Origin of the sequence: Streptomyces hokutonensis (assembly GCF_042751305.1) — a bacterium.
Taxonomy (GTDB): domain Bacteria; phylum Actinomycetota; class Actinomycetes; order Streptomycetales; family Streptomycetaceae; genus Streptomyces; species Streptomyces hokutonensis_A.
Genome location: NZ_JBHYWD010000030.1, coordinates 55,414 through 70,587 on the forward strand (window position 1 = coordinate 55,414; position 15,174 = coordinate 70,587).

At 69.9% G+C, this 15,174-nt stretch carries 16 protein-coding genes and 1 pseudogene; 9 read left to right on the forward strand and 8 right to left on the reverse strand.

Going from position 1 to position 15,174, the window contains the following annotated elements; all coding sequences use genetic code 11:
- Position 1 precedes the first annotated feature (1 nt).
- On the reverse strand, positions 2-1,495 hold the full coding sequence (locus tag ACFXC1_RS45395; protein ID WP_381254753.1) for an MFS transporter: 1,494 nt from the start codon (positions 1,493-1,495) through the stop codon (positions 2-4).
- A gap of 21 nt (positions 1,496-1,516) precedes the next feature.
- On the reverse strand, positions 1,517-1,642 hold the full coding sequence (locus ACFXC1_RS45400) for a hypothetical protein (protein ID WP_267884975.1): 126 nt from the start codon (positions 1,640-1,642) through the stop codon (positions 1,517-1,519).
- 193 nt (positions 1,643-1,835) lie between these two features.
- Here ACFXC1_RS45400 and ACFXC1_RS45405 point away from each other — a divergent pair, with 193 nt between their 5' ends.
- Positions 1,836-2,300, forward strand: a complete 465-nt coding sequence (locus ACFXC1_RS45405) for a serine hydrolase (RefSeq protein WP_381254756.1) — start codon at positions 1,836-1,838, stop codon at positions 2,298-2,300.
- A 41-nt stretch (positions 2,301-2,341) separates the two neighbouring features.
- Here the strand turns inward: ACFXC1_RS45405 and ACFXC1_RS45410 are convergent.
- Together ACFXC1_RS45410 and ACFXC1_RS45415 are read right to left on the reverse strand one after the other, a co-directional pair.
- Positions 2,342-2,464, reverse strand: a pseudogene (locus ACFXC1_RS45410) (cupin domain-containing protein); the annotation flags it as partial.
- A 485-nt stretch (positions 2,465-2,949) separates the two neighbouring features.
- On the reverse strand, positions 2,950-3,342 hold the full coding sequence (locus ACFXC1_RS45415; protein WP_381254758.1) for an ester cyclase: 393 nt from the start codon (positions 3,340-3,342) through the stop codon (positions 2,950-2,952).
- A gap of 126 nt (positions 3,343-3,468) precedes the next feature.
- On the opposite strand from ACFXC1_RS45415, the gene ACFXC1_RS45420 reads away from it, so the two are divergent.
- The 3 genes from ACFXC1_RS45420 to ACFXC1_RS45430 all read left to right on the forward strand — a co-directional run bounded on the left by ACFXC1_RS45420 (position 3,469) and on the right by ACFXC1_RS45430 (position 5,693).
- Positions 3,469-4,047, forward strand: a complete 579-nt coding sequence (locus tag ACFXC1_RS45420; RefSeq protein WP_381254761.1) for a PadR family transcriptional regulator — start codon at positions 3,469-3,471, stop codon at positions 4,045-4,047.
- 20 nt (positions 4,048-4,067) lie between these two features.
- Positions 4,068-5,048, forward strand: a complete 981-nt coding sequence (locus tag ACFXC1_RS45425; protein ID WP_381254763.1) for an NADPH:quinone reductase — start codon at positions 4,068-4,070, stop codon at positions 5,046-5,048.
- Between the two features lie 180 nt (positions 5,049-5,228).
- Positions 5,229-5,693 carry a hypothetical protein gene (locus ACFXC1_RS45430; RefSeq protein WP_381254766.1) on the forward strand — a complete coding sequence of 155 codons (465 nt, stop codon included), beginning with the start codon at positions 5,229-5,231 and terminating at the stop codon, positions 5,691-5,693.
- Positions 5,694-5,869: 176 nt separating this feature from the next.
- Here the strand turns inward: ACFXC1_RS45430 and ACFXC1_RS45435 are convergent, their stop codons facing one another.
- Complete coding sequence (locus tag ACFXC1_RS45435; RefSeq protein WP_381254767.1) at positions 5,870-6,796, reverse strand: helix-turn-helix transcriptional regulator; 927 nt, start codon at positions 6,794-6,796, stop codon at positions 5,870-5,872.
- Between the two features lie 173 nt (positions 6,797-6,969).
- On the opposite strand from ACFXC1_RS45435, the gene ACFXC1_RS45440 reads away from it, so the two are divergent.
- Complete coding sequence (locus tag ACFXC1_RS45440; RefSeq protein WP_381254770.1) at positions 6,970-8,316, forward strand: aldehyde dehydrogenase family protein; 1,347 nt, start codon at positions 6,970-6,972, stop codon at positions 8,314-8,316.
- Between the two features lie 411 nt (positions 8,317-8,727).
- Entirely contained in the window at positions 8,728-9,840 is a 1,113-nt protein-coding gene (locus tag ACFXC1_RS45445; RefSeq protein ID WP_381254772.1) for an alkene reductase, read from the forward strand.
- A gap of 36 nt (positions 9,841-9,876) precedes the next feature.
- Here the strand turns inward: ACFXC1_RS45445 and ACFXC1_RS45450 are convergent, their stop codons facing one another.
- Complete coding sequence (locus ACFXC1_RS45450; protein WP_381254775.1) at positions 9,877-10,056, reverse strand: hypothetical protein; 180 nt, start codon at positions 10,054-10,056, stop codon at positions 9,877-9,879.
- Between the two features lie 150 nt (positions 10,057-10,206).
- On the opposite strand from ACFXC1_RS45450, the gene ACFXC1_RS45455 reads away from it, so the two are divergent.
- Together ACFXC1_RS45455 and ACFXC1_RS45460 are read left to right on the forward strand one after the other, a co-directional pair.
- Positions 10,207-11,295 (forward strand): alkene reductase, encoded by a 1,089-nt coding sequence (locus tag ACFXC1_RS45455; RefSeq protein ID WP_381254777.1) that lies wholly within the window; start codon positions 10,207-10,209, stop codon positions 11,293-11,295.
- Between the two features lie 44 nt (positions 11,296-11,339).
- On the forward strand, positions 11,340-11,534 hold the full coding sequence (locus ACFXC1_RS45460) for a hypothetical protein (RefSeq protein ID WP_381254779.1): 195 nt from the start codon (positions 11,340-11,342) through the stop codon (positions 11,532-11,534).
- Between the two features lie 86 nt (positions 11,535-11,620).
- Here ACFXC1_RS45460 and ACFXC1_RS45465 read toward each other — a convergent pair whose 3' ends face one another.
- The gene (locus ACFXC1_RS45465) at positions 11,621-12,715 is read right to left on the reverse strand and encodes an alpha/beta hydrolase family protein (protein ID WP_381254781.1); all 1,095 of its coding nucleotides are present in this window, start codon (positions 12,713-12,715) and stop codon (positions 11,621-11,623) included.
- A complete protein-coding gene (gene mhpA, locus ACFXC1_RS45470; RefSeq protein WP_381254784.1) occupies positions 12,712-14,268 on the reverse strand; it encodes a bifunctional 3-(3-hydroxy-phenyl)propionate/3-hydroxycinnamic acid hydroxylase MhpA in 1,557 nt (518 codons plus the stop codon). The genes ACFXC1_RS45465 and mhpA overlap by 4 nt, the downstream gene beginning before the upstream one ends.
- A 181-nt stretch (positions 14,269-14,449) precedes the next feature.
- Between mhpA and ACFXC1_RS45475 the strand changes: the two genes are divergently transcribed.
- Complete coding sequence (locus ACFXC1_RS45475) at positions 14,450-15,097, forward strand: TetR/AcrR family transcriptional regulator (protein WP_381254785.1); 648 nt, start codon at positions 14,450-14,452, stop codon at positions 15,095-15,097.
- Positions 15,098-15,174 lie beyond the last annotated feature (77 nt).

Consider the following 15,174-nt stretch of genomic DNA (forward strand, 5'->3'; position numbering starts at 1 on the left):
ATCACCGTTCCACGAGAGGTGTCGGCACAGCCGGAACGGATGCGCCGGCCGGCGCGGAGGAGAAGCGACGGACGTCCGCGCGCAGGGTCACCGCGGCGGTCGAGACCAGTACGAGGGCGCCACCCCACAGCATGATGGTGCGGGGGTCGGCGAAGCGGAGCAGGGCGGCGCCGAGGAGCTGGCCGAGCGGCAGGGAGGCGAAGGAGAAGAAGAAGTCCGCCGAGAAGGCGCGGCCGTGCAGTTCCTGCGGTACGTCCCTGCGCAGTCCCGTCATCTTGGCCACGTCGAAGGCCTGCTGACCGATACCGCCCGCGACGAAGGCGGCGGTCAGCAGTACGAGCGAGCCGCTCGCCACGGGCGCCAGCACGGTCAGGCCGTACAGGGCAAGCAGGGCGAGTGCGTACAGGCCTCGGCGCGGGCCGCCGATCCTGCCGCCGACCAGGGCTCCTACGGCATTGCCGATGGCGAAGGCGCCCAGGACGAATCCGTAGAGGGTGGCGCTGTGACCGCGCTCGACCAGGAAGACGGGCAGCGCGACCATCCACGGGCCGACGGCGAAGACCACATGGACGACGGCGAGGAGTTGCACACTGCGCAGCCAGGGGATACCCCACAGTACGGTCAGCCCACGCAGGGCGGAGCGCAGGAGGGAGGGCTCCTCCTCGCCAGGACCGTCTCCGTCGGATCGGGACGTCTGCGGCTCATCCTGCGTGGGGTCCGGCTTCCGCGCCGGAACACCGGACCGGGAACCCGCGACCAGGTGCGCGCCCGCCCAGCGCGTGGCGACGGCGGACAGTCCGAAGGTGGCCGCGGCGAGGACGGCGCCGGCGGACGAGCCGAGCCCGGCGACCACTGCAGCCGCCAAAGCCGGGCCGACCATACCCGAGAGGTTGCGCAGGCCTTCCAGGAGTCCGTAGGCGGCGGTGACCTCGGCGTCCTCGGTGTCGTCGGCGGGCACGGCAGCTTCGGTGGGCCCGGTTCCGGCCGTCCGTCCCGTCTCGTCGAGGACACGCGGCGCGATGACCAGCAGTGCGGGCTCGCTCACCGCCTCGCACAGGCCGACGACTACGGCCACGGCCACAACGACGGCGTCCAGCCGCCCGTCCCACAGAAAGGCGAGTGCAGCGAGGGCGACGACGCGCGTGGAGTCCGCGGCGACTGCGGCCCGCACCGGGTCGAATCGGTCCAGGAGAGCACCGCTGAAGAGGACAACACCGCCCAGCGCGATGAAACGCGCGGCGAACACCGCGCCGATGGTCTCCGCGGGTGTTCCTGCCTTGGCCGCGGCCACGACAACAATGATGGGAAAAAACGCGTCACCAATGAGGGAAACAATCTGACCGGAACAGAGTCCAGCGAAACGTCGATGCTGGAACAACTGAAAATAAATTCCCACCGGGGCCGTGAAACCTTTCTGACAGAACACGCCGGGCGCTGTACGCAACACGTCACCGCGCCGGTGGGCGGGCCGGACGCCCGGCCCGCCCACCGGCATCACGCCTGAGTGGCGTTGGCGCTAGGAACGGAAGCGGAACGCGTGGAACGCGACACTGTCGTCGAGGTCCTCCGCCTCCAGAACCTCCAGGGAGTCGAGGTCCTCAATCTCCTCGAGGATCTTCTGCTCGTCATTTGACTCGCGCATTTTCTCTCCCTCGAAAATTCGGCGCGCCAGGCCGACCCCGTCGCGCTCCCATTGATCGTAACGACGTCTTTCGGGGTTCCCAAGAACGCATGGGAGAGTTGACCAAAAATAGCGGAGAAATAAGAATGTTTTACGACGCAACGACCGGTACCGCGCAGGAAAACAAGGAAAGTGGAACGGAATCCACCACTCCATGAATGACCGGACGGCCGATATTGATCGGTTCCGCCATTCCGCCGGCAGTTCTCGGCCGCATCCAGGATGCCTTCGTTGGCGTCGGTCTCCAGGTCGACCGGGACTGCGTGGCGTCTTCGACGCCAGGTCACTGGCCCGGCTGTACTCCACCGTGGTGAACGGTCCGCTGCCCGTCGTCTCCCCCATCTCCGTGAACCGCGTCCGCCGACCGCAGGTCCACGGGCCCGACGAGGTCCTGGTGGACCAACCGACCCGCTTCGGCACCGTCTTCGGGCTCTCGTCCCCACGACAGCCCATGCTCGGCAACGGCTCGTTCGGCCACGACGGCCTCGGCGGACACCTGGCCTTCGCCCACCCGGAATCCGGTGTCGCGTTCGCCTTCCTCACCGACCGGGCCATCCCCGACCCCACGCCCCGCACCCGGCTGTGGCGCCTGCTGTCTGCGGTTACGGCGTCCCTGTGACGCGGGCGGCGCCGCTCAGCTCGTCGACGCCGGACCCGGGCGTGCTCCGTGCCGTCGACGACCAGGGCCATCCGGCCGGAGGTGACACTGACGGTCTCCACCACTCCGGCCTGGTGGGGGTGGCTGGGGTATTCCTCGCCCGGTTCCAGTCGCCAGCGCCAGACCCCGGGCACCGCAAACCGACCGCAGCGATTCAAGGGAACTCGCCGACCCTGGGTGACGGGCCGGATTCCATCTCACGCCCAGGAGATCAGGCGCCGACCGCGCCGCCAGAACATCACGAACCGTCGTGGCGGAGCGGAGGGGTCGCCGAGCGGCCGGCTCGGCCGGCCAACTCCTCCGCTCTCTTCAACCCCCGCTGATCGGAGCGACCCCTACGTTCGACAGCCGTGCTTGCGCCGCCTCTCCTCTCACCCACCCACGTCAACCACATGGGCACGAGGGAGGTGTTCGAACTGGTCGTACGCCTGCTGGCCGGGCTGCCGTCGAGGAGGACAACGACGATCGCTGGCCACCCCAGTTGCCGAGCCGGTGCGAAAACCCGTAGGAGCGGTCGTGGAGCGGCTGAGCGTTGCCTGCAAGGCAATCTTGCCGAAGCGCTACTGCAGCGATTTGCCGCCCGCAGAAGGCTCACTCGGCGCTACGAGGTTCACGGCGCCGGTACGGCACCGATCTGCTGCATAACTCCGAGGAGATCGGGCTGGCCCCGTTCACCGACGATCCGGCCGTCGGCCAGGTAGTAGAAGTTCATGGCCTGCACCGAGATCTTGTTGCCGCTCGCCGGGATCCCGAGGAATTCACCGTCGTGGGTTCCCCGCATGGTGAACCGCGCGGCCACGGTGTCGCCTTCGGTGACCGTCTCCTCCAGCGTCCACTGGACGTCGGGGAAGGCGCCCCGCATCATCCCGATGACTTCCATGTACCCATCGGGCCCCCGCAGTGGTTCCGGGTGACTGGGTGCGTGGAACACCGCGTCCGGAGAAATGACCTCGCGGGCGAGATCCTCGTTGCCCGTGTTGATGAACTCGACGAAACGCTTCATCACTGACTCGGTGGACTGCGATGGCATCTTGCTGTGCCTCTCCGGAGACGTTTGGGCGGGTACCTGTGAGCGTAACATCGAATCGATGTGTGCATCGATTCGATGTGTCTGTGTCAGGATGGCCTCATGCTGGAACTCGCGATACTCGGCTTCCTCGCCGATGGCCCCCTGCCCGGACACGAGCTGCGCCGCCGCGTCTCTCAACTGACCGGTTATACGCGGCCGGTCAGTGACGGCAGCCTGTATCCGGCGATCAATCGCCTGACCAGGGCGGGTCTGATCGAGCGGCGCGCCGACCCGGCCGCGGGGGCGGCCCGGTACGTGCTCAGCCTGACCTCGGCCGGGCGGGCCGACATGCTTCAGCGTCTGCGCAAGCCCGCCGACCACGAGATCACCGACTTCACCCGGTTCTACGTCGTCCTGGCATTCCTCTCCCACCTGCCCGACGTGGCCGAGCGGCACGCGGTGCTGCGCAGACGGCTGGAGTTCCTGGAAGAACCGGCGAGCTTCTTCTACGACAACGAGCGCCCCCTGCGTGCCGAGGAGGTAGCCGACCCCTACCGGCGGGGCATGCTGCTCACCGCCCGCGCCACCAGTCGCGCCGAACGGACCTGGCTCCGCGAAACCCTCGGGGAGGCGCCGCCCGCATTCGACACCGCATGCACCGACAGCGATCCGCATGCGCCCACCGCTCCCGCGAACTGACTGTCCACGGAGGTACCCCCATGCTTGCATCCTGGTACGACGACCAGGGACCAGCCGGCGATGTCCTGCAGGTCGGTGAACTCCCTGATCCCGTCCCCGGCCCCGGCGAGGTCCGCGTCCGCGTCACCGTCTCGGGCGTCAACCCCGGCGACACCAAGAAGCGGCGCGGCTGGCTCGGCTCGTCCATGCCCTTCCCGCGGGTGATCCCGCACAGCGACGCTGCCGGAGTCATCGACGCGGTGGGCGCCGGAGTCGAAGTCCACCGCGTCGGACAACGGGTCTGGGTATACGGCGCCCAGTCCTACCGCCCCTTCGGCACGGCCGCCCAGTACACCGTCGTACCCGACCACCAGGCCGCACCCCTGCCCGACCACCTCGGTGACGAGCTGGGCGCGAGCCTCGGAATCCCCGGCATCACCGCCCACCGCACCGTCTTCTCCGACGGCCCGGTCGACGGCCAACTGGTCCTGGTCCACGGAGTTCTCGGCGGCGTCGGCTCCCTGGCCGCCCAGCTCGCACACTGGGCCGGCGCCACCGTGATCGCCACCGTCCGCCGAACCGCGGACCTCGACCGCGTCGACCCGGCCGTCGCCCACGCCATCGCCCTGGACACCGGCGAGCCCGCCGCTGCCATCCGCTCGTACGCGCCGCGGGGCGTCGACCGGATCATCGAGGTCGCGCTGTCCGACAACGCCGATCTCGACAACGCCGTCGCCGCCCAGGGGGCCGTCATCGCCGCCTATGCCACCCGCGCGGACCGCACCGAGATCCCCTTCTGGCCCCTGCTGTTCAACAACGTCACCCTGCGGCTGCTCGGCAGCGACGACTTCCCCGCCGAGGCCAAGCGCCAGGCCGCCCGCGACCTCACCTCCGCCGCCGCCGTCGGCGCCCTCACCGTCCCCGTCGGCAACCGTTACCCGCTGGACGACATCGCCAAGGCCCACGACCACGTCGACGCCGGCGGTGGCCACGGCCGCATTCTGGTCACCATCCCCCAATAGCGCGGACTCGCAACAATGCCCTGCTCAACCGCCCAACTCTGCGGGGCGGCCCGTCGCGCTGCCAAGTATTCGGGCCGGTTCCCGCCGGCAAGGGTGGCCCAGCGTTCGGCTGTCTTGGGGCGGGAAGACCGTGGTGGCTCAAGGTGTCGGCGAGGCCGCTTTGCTGTGCCGGAGGCTGTAGTGCAGCTGATCGTCGATGAGGCGCGCGAGCTTCGGCGGGAGCACGAAGGGGCGGTGGTTGACCGTCAGGTAGGTATGCCCCTGGTCGCGGCGAATGTGATCGTCCGTGAGTTCGACGGTGCGGGTCAGGGGGAGGGCGTAGAGGCGGACGAGAGCAGCCGCGACGCGGACCTCCGGGATGTCGAAGACCATCAGATGGGCGGGCTGGAGTTCAGCGGTCTGGAAGGCTCCCGGGCCGCGGCGGCGTGCGCGGCTCTGGAGGGTGGTGGAGTCCAGCCGGCCGCCGCGCGGGACGACGAGCCCGCCGTCCAGGACGAGGGACTCGCCGAGTCCGGCCGCCGCCGTGGCAATGTCCGGGAATGCAGGTGTGGACTATCGTCCAGCGTCATGTCGGTCATCGATTGGCGAGTGCATTTCATCGCCCGCCATCCCGGAGGCACCATCGCCGGAGGCCTGCCGACCTGAGCCGGCTACGGAAGGGGAACACCTACCTGCGCAGCGGCGCCGCCGTCATTCCCCTGCACAACCGCAGCATGCCCGCGCCACCCGAGCCGTCCTGAATCCGACGCCCCCGGAGGCGTCCGGCGTGCGAAAGGACGCCGGACGTGGCGCGCAGCCGACTACCGGTGCCCATGGGGAGTTCATGAAGCCGTGCGTGCCGACGAAGTGCCCGTTCCCGCCCGGGTCGCATCCGCGCCCCAGCTGGCCAGCAGTCGCAGAGCCTCCGCCGACGGGGAGTTCGGTTCGGCGTGGTAGGTCACGAGCATCTGCTCGTGGGCGTCGGCCTGGTGGAACGACTCGAGGCGGAGGTCGAGTTCGCCGACGAGCGGGTGGTGCAGGCGCTGGATGCCGTGGCACTTCTCCTTGACGTCGTGGGTGGCCCACAGCCGCCTGAACTCCTCGCTCTTGACGGAGAGTTCGCCCACCAGCGCGGACAGCCGGGGGTCGTCGGGATGGGAGCCGGCGTCCATGCGCAGCTGAGAGACGACGTCGCTGGCTTTGTGCTCCCAGTCCACGAACAGGTCGCGGTACTCGGGCCTCAGGAACACCAGCCGCGCCCAGTTCTGCTCCCTGGCCGGCAGCTCGGCGAAGTCGCCGAAGACCGCCGCGGCCATCCGGTTCCAGACGAGGATGTCCGAGCGCCGCCCCACGAGGATCGCCGGAACTCCGTCCATGGTGTCCAGCAGCGTCCGCAGGGGACCTCGCACCTGCTGGGCGCGGCCGGCCGACTTCTTCTTCTGCTGTTTCGGCTTCGCCAGGTGTGTGAGGTGGGCGTGCTCGGCGTCGCTCAGCCTGAGGGCGCGTGCGATGGCGTCGAGGACCTCCGGCGACACGTGCCGCCCGTTGCCCTGCTCCAGGCGCGTGTAGTACGCCACGGACACCCCGGCCAGCTGCGCGAGCTCCTCGCGGCGCAGCCCCGGTACCCGCCGGTACCGCCCGTAGTCCGGCAGTCCCAAGTCCTCCGGCTTCAGCCGGGCGCGTCGGGTGCGCAGGAACTCACTGAGCTCGGCACGCGGGTCCAGAGCGCCGGCGGCGGGCTCGTGCACCGGGTCGGGGTATTCGTCCATGCCTCGAGTATCCACGGTCGTACGCACACCTTCCTGACCCAACCAGTGGTAGGCATCGCGCACGTACGCAAAGCCGTGACCTGGGTGAATGCCGGATCGTCCAGCACGCTGGCCACTGTGCCCGGCTGGAAGACGGCCGGGGCGTGGCCTGGATCAAGAACGGAGTACGTCCCATGAGCGCAACACAGGGGATCGAGTCGAGGACGCACCAGAGCGAGACGGCCGCGGAGGTGGTCGGCCGCCTTCGCGCGACGTTCAACACCGGCGTCACCCGCGGACTGGACTGGCGCATCAGCCAGCTGCAGCGGCTGCGGGCCCTGCTGGTCGAGAACGAGCAGGAGCTGATCGAAGCCCTCTGGGCGGACCTGAGGAAGAACGCCGCCGAGGCGAAAACGCAGGAGATCGACTTCACCGTCGCCGACATCGACGAGGCACTGGCGAATCTCGAGAACTGGCTTCAGCCTCGCCCGGTGGAGGTTCCCGCCCACTTCGGTCCCACGACCACGGCCTACACCACGTACGACCCGCTCGGGGTCGTCCTGGTGATCGCTCCGTGGAATTTCCCGCTGCACCTGCTCATCGACCCCATCATCGGCGCGCTGGCCGCCGGGAACACCGTGGTGGCCAAGCCGAGCGAGATGTCGGTGCACACCTCGGCGGTCGCTTCACGCCTCCTGCGACAGTATTTCGACGCGGATGTGCTCACCGTGGTCGAGGGAGGCGCCGAGGAGACCACGGCCCTCCTGGCTCAGCGTTTCGACCAGATCTTCTACACGGGCAATGGCACGGTCGGCCGGATCGTCATGGCCGCGGCGGCCAAGAACCTCACTCCGGTCACGCTCGAACTCGGGGGCAAGTCGCCGGTCTTCGTGGCGTCCGACGCCGACGTGGAGGAGACCGCGAAGCGGCTGGTCGGCGCCAAGTTCGGCAACGCGGGGCAGCAGTGCATAGCCCCCGACTACGTACTGGCCGATCCGGCCACCGCCGCCGCACTGGTTCCCGCCCTGCGTGTCGCGGTCGAAGCCCAGTTCGGCTCCACCCCGCAGACCTCACCCGACTTCGGCCGGATCATCAACGAGCGGCACTTCGACCGGCTCACCCGTCTGCTGGACTCCGGCCGGGCGGCGGTGGGAGGCCGGCACGACCGTGACGACCTGTACATCGCACCTACCGTACTCACCGATGTCGACCCTGCATCGCCGGTCATGCAGGAGGAGATCTTCGGTCCGATCCTCCCTGTCGTCGAAGTCGAAGACCTCGATGCCGCCATCGCCTTCATCAACGAACGCGAAAAGCCCCTCGCGCTCTACGCCTTCACCACCTCCGAGGACACCAAGTCGCGCCTCGTGAACGAGACGTCCTCCGGCGGCATCGCCTGGGGCCAGCCGGTGATGCAGCTGCTCATGCCCGGCCTGCCTTTCGGTGGCGTCGGCGAAAGCGGCATGGGCCGGTATCACGGCCGGTACTCCCTCGAGACGTTCAGCCACCTCAAGGCCGTCGCGGACGTCCCGCTCAACTAGCCCCGCGCTCTCCCGAAGCGGGCTGTCCGATGGGCGATCGGCCGGCGGAAGTGCCTCAGGCCGGTGCGAACGAGGAGTACTGCGATTGCTGTTCCCGCCGCCGCAAGCGCGTTCCAGGTGAAGCCGTGTATCGGTCCTCCTCGCGGGGGCGCGGAGGGAGCCGGTCGCGACGAGGGAGTCGGTCTCGACGCGGCCTGCAGACACCGATCTTGACCGGCGTCGATGCCGACGGCATGCGGCTCTCACCGCGTTCGCCCCCAACATCCCGTTCGCGGTCATGGAACCGCGTCACCGTCGGCGGGCCCGCGCCTGCCAGAGGACCGCATCCGCGCATCCGCCTGAACGGCGTGGACCCCCTGCGGTGCAGACCTTCGTCCCGTTTTCCTCCGTATTACAGAAAGAAAGAAACCCATGACTGTCGATATTTCAGCGTCTTCGACCGTTCCGTCTCTTTTCTCCCCCGTCTCGCTCGGGAAGATCGAGCTCGCCAACCGCATCGTCATGGCACCGATAACCCGGGTCCGGGCTGGTTCCTCCGGCATTCCCGGGGACCTGATGGTCGAGTACTACCGGCAGCGGGCAAGCGTCGGAATGATCATCACTGAGGGCACCTACCCCGACCACGCGTCGCAGGGGTATGTCGGTGAGCCGGGCATCGCCACCGACGAGCAGGCGGCCGGCTGGCAGCGGGTGTTCGAGGCGGTGCACGCCGAGGGCGGCCGCATCGTCCTGCAGATCATGCACGCCGGCCGCGGCACCCACCCCGACATCAACGGCGACCGCCGCATCCTCGCCCCCAGCGCGATCGCCATCGACAACAAGACGTTCACCGAGAAGGGCGAGCAGCCCTACCCCGTACCGGAAGCGATGACCACCGCAGAGATCCAGGCAGCCCGGGAGGACTTCGTCACCGCGGCCCGCCGGGCCATCGAGGCGGGGGCGGACGGCGTGGAAATCCACGGCGCCAACGGTTACCTGCTCCAGGAGTTCCTCTCCCCGGCGGCCAACCAGCGCACCGACGAGTACGGCGGCTCGCCGCACAACCGCGCCCGCTTCGTTGTCGAGGTCGTCACGGCGGTCGCGCAGGCCGTCGGTGCCGAGCGGGTCGGGCTGCGGATCTCGCCGGAGGTCGACCTCGGGGACGTCTTCGAGACCGACCGGGACGACGTCCTGGCCACCTACGGCACCCTGATGGACCAATTGCGCCCGCTGGGCCTGGCCTACCTCTCCGTACTGCACGCCGAGCCGGGCGGCGACCTTGTACAGGAGCTGCGGCGGCGCTTCGACGGCAAGCTGATCGTCAACAGCGGCCCCTTCGGGGGGCAGACCACCCGCGAGCAGGCGCTCCAGCACATCGAGGCCGACCACGCCGACGCCGTGGTCGTGGGCCGGGCCCTCATCGCCAACCCCGACCTGGTCGACCGCTGGCAGGGTGGCCACCCGGAGAACGAGCCGCGGCCCGAACTGTTCTACGGGCCGGGCGCCGAGGGCTACACCGACTACCCCTTCCTCGAAACGGCCTGAGGCCCACGGTCACGCCTGTCCACGCGGCAACCCCACTCACCCATGGACAGGCGACCGACCGGCGGCACTGTGCCGCCCCTTTGAGCCCGCGGTCACACCGGCGATCACCGGCTCGAGGACCGTCGGGTCCGTCAGGGCGTTGACGGTCCGCAAGTTCCTGGTCGGCAGCCTGCGTTCGGTGACCTCGGCGAGCACATCGCTCTCGTGCGTGGCCACCGCGCCGGCCTTCGGCCGCAGCTGACGCCTATGACTGTTTTCCAGCGGCGGCCCACCCTGGCCTTGCCGATCACGAGTTCCCCGACACCCCGCAGGGAACGTGCCGCCGCCTGCCTCTTTCACCTGACCCATTCTTCGGAGGAAACTGCCATGACCACCGCGTTCGACCCGATCGACCTGAGCGGCAAGACGCTCGCCAACCGCATCGCGATGGCGCCGATGACCCGCAGCCTCGCCGACGCTCCCGCAGCCACGGCGACGGAGCTGATGGCCACCTATTACGCCCAGCGCGCGAGCGCCGGCCTGATCATCACCGAGGGCATACAGCCGTCTGCGGGCGGCCAGGGCTACACCAACACCCCGGGCCTGCACTCCGCCCAGCAGGTCGACGCCTGGCGGAAGGTGACCGACGCCGTCCACGCCCGGGGCGGCACGATCTTCGCGCAGCTGATGCACACCGGCCGGATCAGCCACCCCAGCCTGCTGCCCGACCGACTCCTCCCCGTCGCCCCCTCCTCCGTCGCGGCGGCGGGCCAGGTGTTCACCCACCAGGGCCCCCAGGACTACGTCACGCCGAAGGAACTGGACCAGGCCGACATCACCCAGACCATCGCCGACTACGCCGACGCGGCGCGCAACGCGATCGCCGCCGGTTTCGACGGCGTTGAGATCCACGGGGCGAACGGCTACCTCATCCACCAGTTCCTCGCCCCCAACACCAATTTGCGCACCGACGGCTGGGGAGGCGGCGCCGCGGACCGGGCCCGCTTCGGGATCGAGGTTGCCACGGCCATCGCGGAGGCGATCGGCGGCCACCGGACCGGCTTCCGCATCTCCCCCGGCAACCCCTACAACGACATCGCCGAGACCGACCCGGCCGGCGTGCTGGAGACCTACACCACCCTGACCGCCGGACTCGCCCGGCTGGACCTCGCCTACCTGCACCTGGTCGAGAGCCCGGACCGCGACCTGACCGCCCGGCTGCGCAAGGACTGGCCGACGGCGTTCATCCTCAACCCCTTCACCCACCCCGAGACCACCGGCCCCGGCGCACTCGCCCGCATCGAGGACGGCACCGCGGACCTCATCGCCTTCGGCGCACTGTTCCTGGCCAACCCGGACCTGCCCGCCCGGCTCGCGGCCGGCGGCCCCTACAACACCCCTGATGCGGCCACCTTCTACGGCGGCGACCACCGCGGCTACACCGACTACCCGACGCTGCCTGCCGACAGCGCGTGACCTGAAAACGGTCATCGCCGGCTAGTGCGGAGGCAAGACGCGGCGTGGCGGGCGAACTCGGCGAGCCCGGTCTCGGCCTCCGCTGCGGCCGGCCCGATCAGGGCCGGCCGGTCGTCGTCCGTGCTCATGTGCGCGAGGAACTGGGCTCAGGCGAGGGCTTCTTCGGTCTCGATCTCGTCGCGGAAGCCCGAGTCGCCGGTGCCGGCGAAACCCTCGAAGGCGGGTCAGGCTCGTCATGACCTGCCGCAGCCGCTGGTCCCTGGTCTCCCGGAGCTCTCCACCACCGCGTCGGTGGCGGTCTCGACGGTGAAGTCCACTGGTGGTCCTAACCTTTCGGGGTGCTCCGGCCGGTGAGGTGGTCGGTGAACCAGTCTCCGGTGAGCGCGTTGCGTTCGGCCGCGTGGTTGTAGAGGGTGTGCTCGCCGTCGGGCCAGATGCGGACGGTCGCGGCGGCGGGGTCCGCGGCGTGCAGGAAGGGCTCCTGGTCCTCGTAGGTGGCGAGCGGGTCGCGACCGCCGTGCAGCAGGAGCAGCGGGCAGCGGATGCGGTCCTTGTCCGGGTCGAAGCGCAGACCGTCCATGACCTCGGCCACCCGGTCCAGGTCGTCCGTGCCGACCACGGCGGCCATCTGCTCGCGGGCGGTGCGGAATTCCGGGACGGTCGGGACCGCCGGTGCGCCGTTGACGACCACCGCGCCGACGCGCGGATCGGCGGCGGCCAGATGGGCGGCGAACAGTCCGCCGAAGCTGATGCCCTGGATGCCGATGGCGCCGCCGAGGCGGGGATCGGCCTCGACCAGGTCGACGAAGCGGGCGAAGCCGTCGGTGACGCGCTCGTCGACGTACAGCCCGTGCTGCAGCCGTGATTGACCCTGACCGGGCCCTTCCGCGAGCAGACAGGCCAGGCCGCGCGCGGTGTAGGCGTCGGCGACCGGCAGATACGCCGCGCCCCAGCCGCTGAGCCCGCCCCACACGATCACCGTGGCGCGGGGCGGGCCGGCCGGCAGGCACAGCCACCCGCCCAGGACGCCGTCGCGGTACGGGATCTCCACGCGCTCCACGTCGGGTACGAGGGCGGAGGTCACAGCCGTGTGCCGGGCGTAGAGCTCCCGCTTCTCCGCCGTGTCGGTCTGGTATGCCATCTGCGCGAACATCAGGGCCGCGGCTGCGTATCGGCGCGCCTGTCGAGCGGTGACGTCGTGGCCGTTCGTCTCCGCGAGGCGGGCACGCTCCAGTTGGGTGTCGGCGAGTATCGCTGCCGCGTCCTGCCACGGGAGTGCGACGCCGGCGCCGGCGAGCAACCGGCGGGCGTCCGCCTGGTCCATGCCACAGTCGATGAGCCGGGTGAAGGGCATTGCCCTGTGCTGAGCCGCGATCAGCGGAGGCAGGGCGTCCCCCGCCCCAGGATCTCCGGTCGTCATACGGCGGCTCCGACCGTTCCGGAGAGCGCGGCGTCGAGATCGTCGACCAGCGCGGCGAGGTCCGCAGGGTCGGTCGCCGTACCGAACAGCACGAAGTCGGGGCGGGCCAAGTAGGCGACGGCACCGAGCAGTTGGAGGAACTCCCGGTGCCGTCCGTCGAGGTCGTCCACCGTGTCGAGGGCTACCACGGCACAACCCAGGCGCTCCAGCCGCGCGAGCCGCTCCGGGCCGAGGGCAGTGGCGGGGTCCTCGGCGGCGACCAGGGTGAAGCCGTATCCGGTCAGGTCGTCGAACCGTCCGGTGCGCCCGTCGGCCAGACGGATGCGGCCCTGCGGAGTGAGGATGCCGACCGGTGCGTCCGCGCCCTGGCGCAGTACTCCATGGGCAAGGGGCGGGAACGGAGGCGGCGGAGGCACCTTGCCCGCGAAGAACGCCGCGTCCCGGGCCGCCGCCGCCTCCGCGTCGTGGGTATTGGCGACCTTGCCGAGGCCGATCGCCGCGTGGGTGAGGGCGGTGACGTGCGGGCGGCGCTCGCTCTCGTAGGTGTCGAGGAGAGCCTCGGGCGCCTGCCCGCCGAGGACGAGGTGGAGTTTCCAGGCGAGGTTGGTGGCGTCGCGCAGCCCGCTGCACGCGCCCTGGCCGAGGTAGGGAGGCATGGTGTGGGCGGCGTCGCCGGCGAGGAAGACGCGGCCGGTGCGCCAGCGGGTGGCGATGCGCGCCTCGAAGCCGTAGACCAGTTGGCGGGTGATCCGCACGTCGTCCGGGCCCAGGCCGTGGTAGTCGCGCAGGAGCCGCCAGGCGGTCTCCGGGGTGGTCATCTCCTCGCGGGTCTCGCCGGGCAGCAGGGCGAACTCGAAGCGCTGGCGGGTGCTGCCGATGTTGATGGTCATGTGCCCGCGCGCGGGGTCGCAGTACTGGGTGCCGTAGGCGAACTCCGGGGGCTGGGGCCGCAGCCACTCGGTGTCGATGTTGACCCACTGCTCGTTGAACCCGAGGTCCTCGCGCTTCACTCCGAGCAGCTCCCGTACCCCGCTGCGGCTGCCGTCGGCGGCGATCACATAGCGGGCCCGGACCTCGTCGCGCGGGCCGTCCGCACAGCCGGTCTCGGCGTTCCAGCCGCCCAGGCGGAGGGTGACGCCGTCGTCGTCCTGGTCCAGGCCGGTGACCGCCCAGCCCTGGCGGACGTCGACCGTGCCGTAACCGCGCAGCCGCTTGTCCATCGCGTGCTCCACATCCGGCTGGTACATGGAGATGTGATCCGGATAGCCCATCGGGCCGTCGGGGTTCGCCGGGATGCGCACGAGCGTCTCGCCCTTGCCGTTGACCCACAGGTACTCGCACGGGGACGAGTCCCGCAGCGCCTCGTCGACGTCACCCGCCGCCTGGACCGTACGTGCGGTCTCGTCGTCGATGTGGGTGAGCCGGGGCAGCCCGTACAGCGCCGGCCAGCGCTCACAGACCACCACGCGGTGGCCGAGCCGGCCGAGCAGGGACGCCGCGGCGAGTCCGGTCGGACCGTAGCCGACGACGGCGATGTCATAGCGCGGAGCCATCGGACACCTCCAGAGACAGCCCCGCGCAGTTGCGAGGGGTCATGGTGGATGGGAGAGGGGTACGGCTCGACCGTGCGGTGCGTGCCGCAACTTCGTGTGAATCTGGATTCACAGTTGGAGTGAATTGAGATTCACACAACGGCAACATGGACGTCAAGAGCCCGGTCGATAAACTGCGCGAATGACCGAGTCCCCCACCCGCAGGCCCGCCGCCCTCCGTGAAGGCAGTCGCCGTTCGCAGCAGGACCTCATGCAGGCCGGGTACACGCTGCTCGAAGAGGGTGGCGTGGACGCGCTGACCGTGGCCGCGGTCGCCGAACGGGCCGGCATGGCGGTCGGCAGCATCTACCGCCGGTTCGGCGACAAGGAAGGACTCCTGCTCGCCATCCAGCACGCCTTCACCGAGAACCTCCAGGCCGAGATCACGGAACGCATGTCCGTGCAGCGGTTGCGCCTCCTGCGCGATCCGGCCGTGGCGATCGCCGAAGCGGTCGGCGCGATCACCGACGCCTTCCGGGCGCACGAGGCCCTGTTGCGCGTTTTCCTGCTGCTCGGCACCCGGCACGAAGCGGTACGGGTCGAGGGCTCGCGCGTCAGCGTCGAGGGCAACCGCAACTTCGCCGAGGCCCTGCGCCACATCCCCTTCGCACACCCGGATCCCGCGGCCGCGCTGGACTTCGCCTTCCGCCTGGTCTACGCCACGATCGCGCACCGCATCACCCAGGGCGAGTTCCTGGAGTCCGACCGCCCGCTGTCCTGGAACGAGCTGCGCAGCCACCTCCAGACCGCCGTCATCTCCTACCTCCTCGGCACCCCGGAAGGCCGCTGACCGCCCGGCTCGCCGTGGCACACAAGTGCGCGCACGGGGCTTGACGCGACGGGAGCGGTTGTGAGCTCACGCTCACC

What these genes read in the sequence shown, in the direction of transcription:
- ACFXC1_RS45425 (WP_381254763.1), top strand. Translation starts at nt 4,068, where the DNA reads ATGCTTGCATCCTGGTACGACGACCAGGGACCAGCCGGCGATGTCCTG.
- ACFXC1_RS45395 (WP_381254753.1), bottom strand. Translation starts at nt 1,495, where the DNA reads ATGCCGGTGGGCGGGCCGGGCGTCCGGCCCGCCCACCGGCGCGGTGAC.
- ACFXC1_RS45405 (WP_381254756.1), top strand. Translation starts at nt 1,836, where the DNA reads ATGAATGACCGGACGGCCGATATTGATCGGTTCCGCCATTCCGCCGGC.
- ACFXC1_RS45435 (WP_381254767.1), bottom strand. Translation starts at nt 6,796, where the DNA reads ATGGACGAATACCCCGACCCGGTGCACGAGCCCGCCGCCGGCGCTCTG.
- ACFXC1_RS45415 (WP_381254758.1), bottom strand. Translation starts at nt 3,342, where the DNA reads ATGAAGCGTTTCGTCGAGTTCATCAACACGGGCAACGAGGATCTCGCC.
- ACFXC1_RS45475 (WP_381254785.1), top strand. Translation starts at nt 14,450, where the DNA reads ATGACCGAGTCCCCCACCCGCAGGCCCGCCGCCCTCCGTGAAGGCAGT.
- ACFXC1_RS45420 (WP_381254761.1), top strand. Translation starts at nt 3,469, where the DNA reads ATGCTGGAACTCGCGATACTCGGCTTCCTCGCCGATGGCCCCCTGCCC.
- ACFXC1_RS45440 (WP_381254770.1), top strand. Translation starts at nt 6,970, where the DNA reads ATGAGCGCAACACAGGGGATCGAGTCGAGGACGCACCAGAGCGAGACG.
- mhpA (WP_381254784.1), bottom strand. Translation starts at nt 14,268, where the DNA reads ATGGCTCCGCGCTATGACATCGCCGTCGTCGGCTACGGTCCGACCGGA.
- ACFXC1_RS45400 (WP_267884975.1), bottom strand. Translation starts at nt 1,642, where the DNA reads ATGCGCGAGTCAAATGACGAGCAGAAGATCCTCGAGGAGATTGAGGAC.
- ACFXC1_RS45445 (WP_381254772.1), top strand. Translation starts at nt 8,728, where the DNA reads ATGACTGTCGATATTTCAGCGTCTTCGACCGTTCCGTCTCTTTTCTCC.
- ACFXC1_RS45455 (WP_381254777.1), top strand. Translation starts at nt 10,207, where the DNA reads ATGACCACCGCGTTCGACCCGATCGACCTGAGCGGCAAGACGCTCGCC.
- ACFXC1_RS45465 (WP_381254781.1), bottom strand. Translation starts at nt 12,715, where the DNA reads ATGACGACCGGAGATCCTGGGGCGGGGGACGCCCTGCCTCCGCTGATC.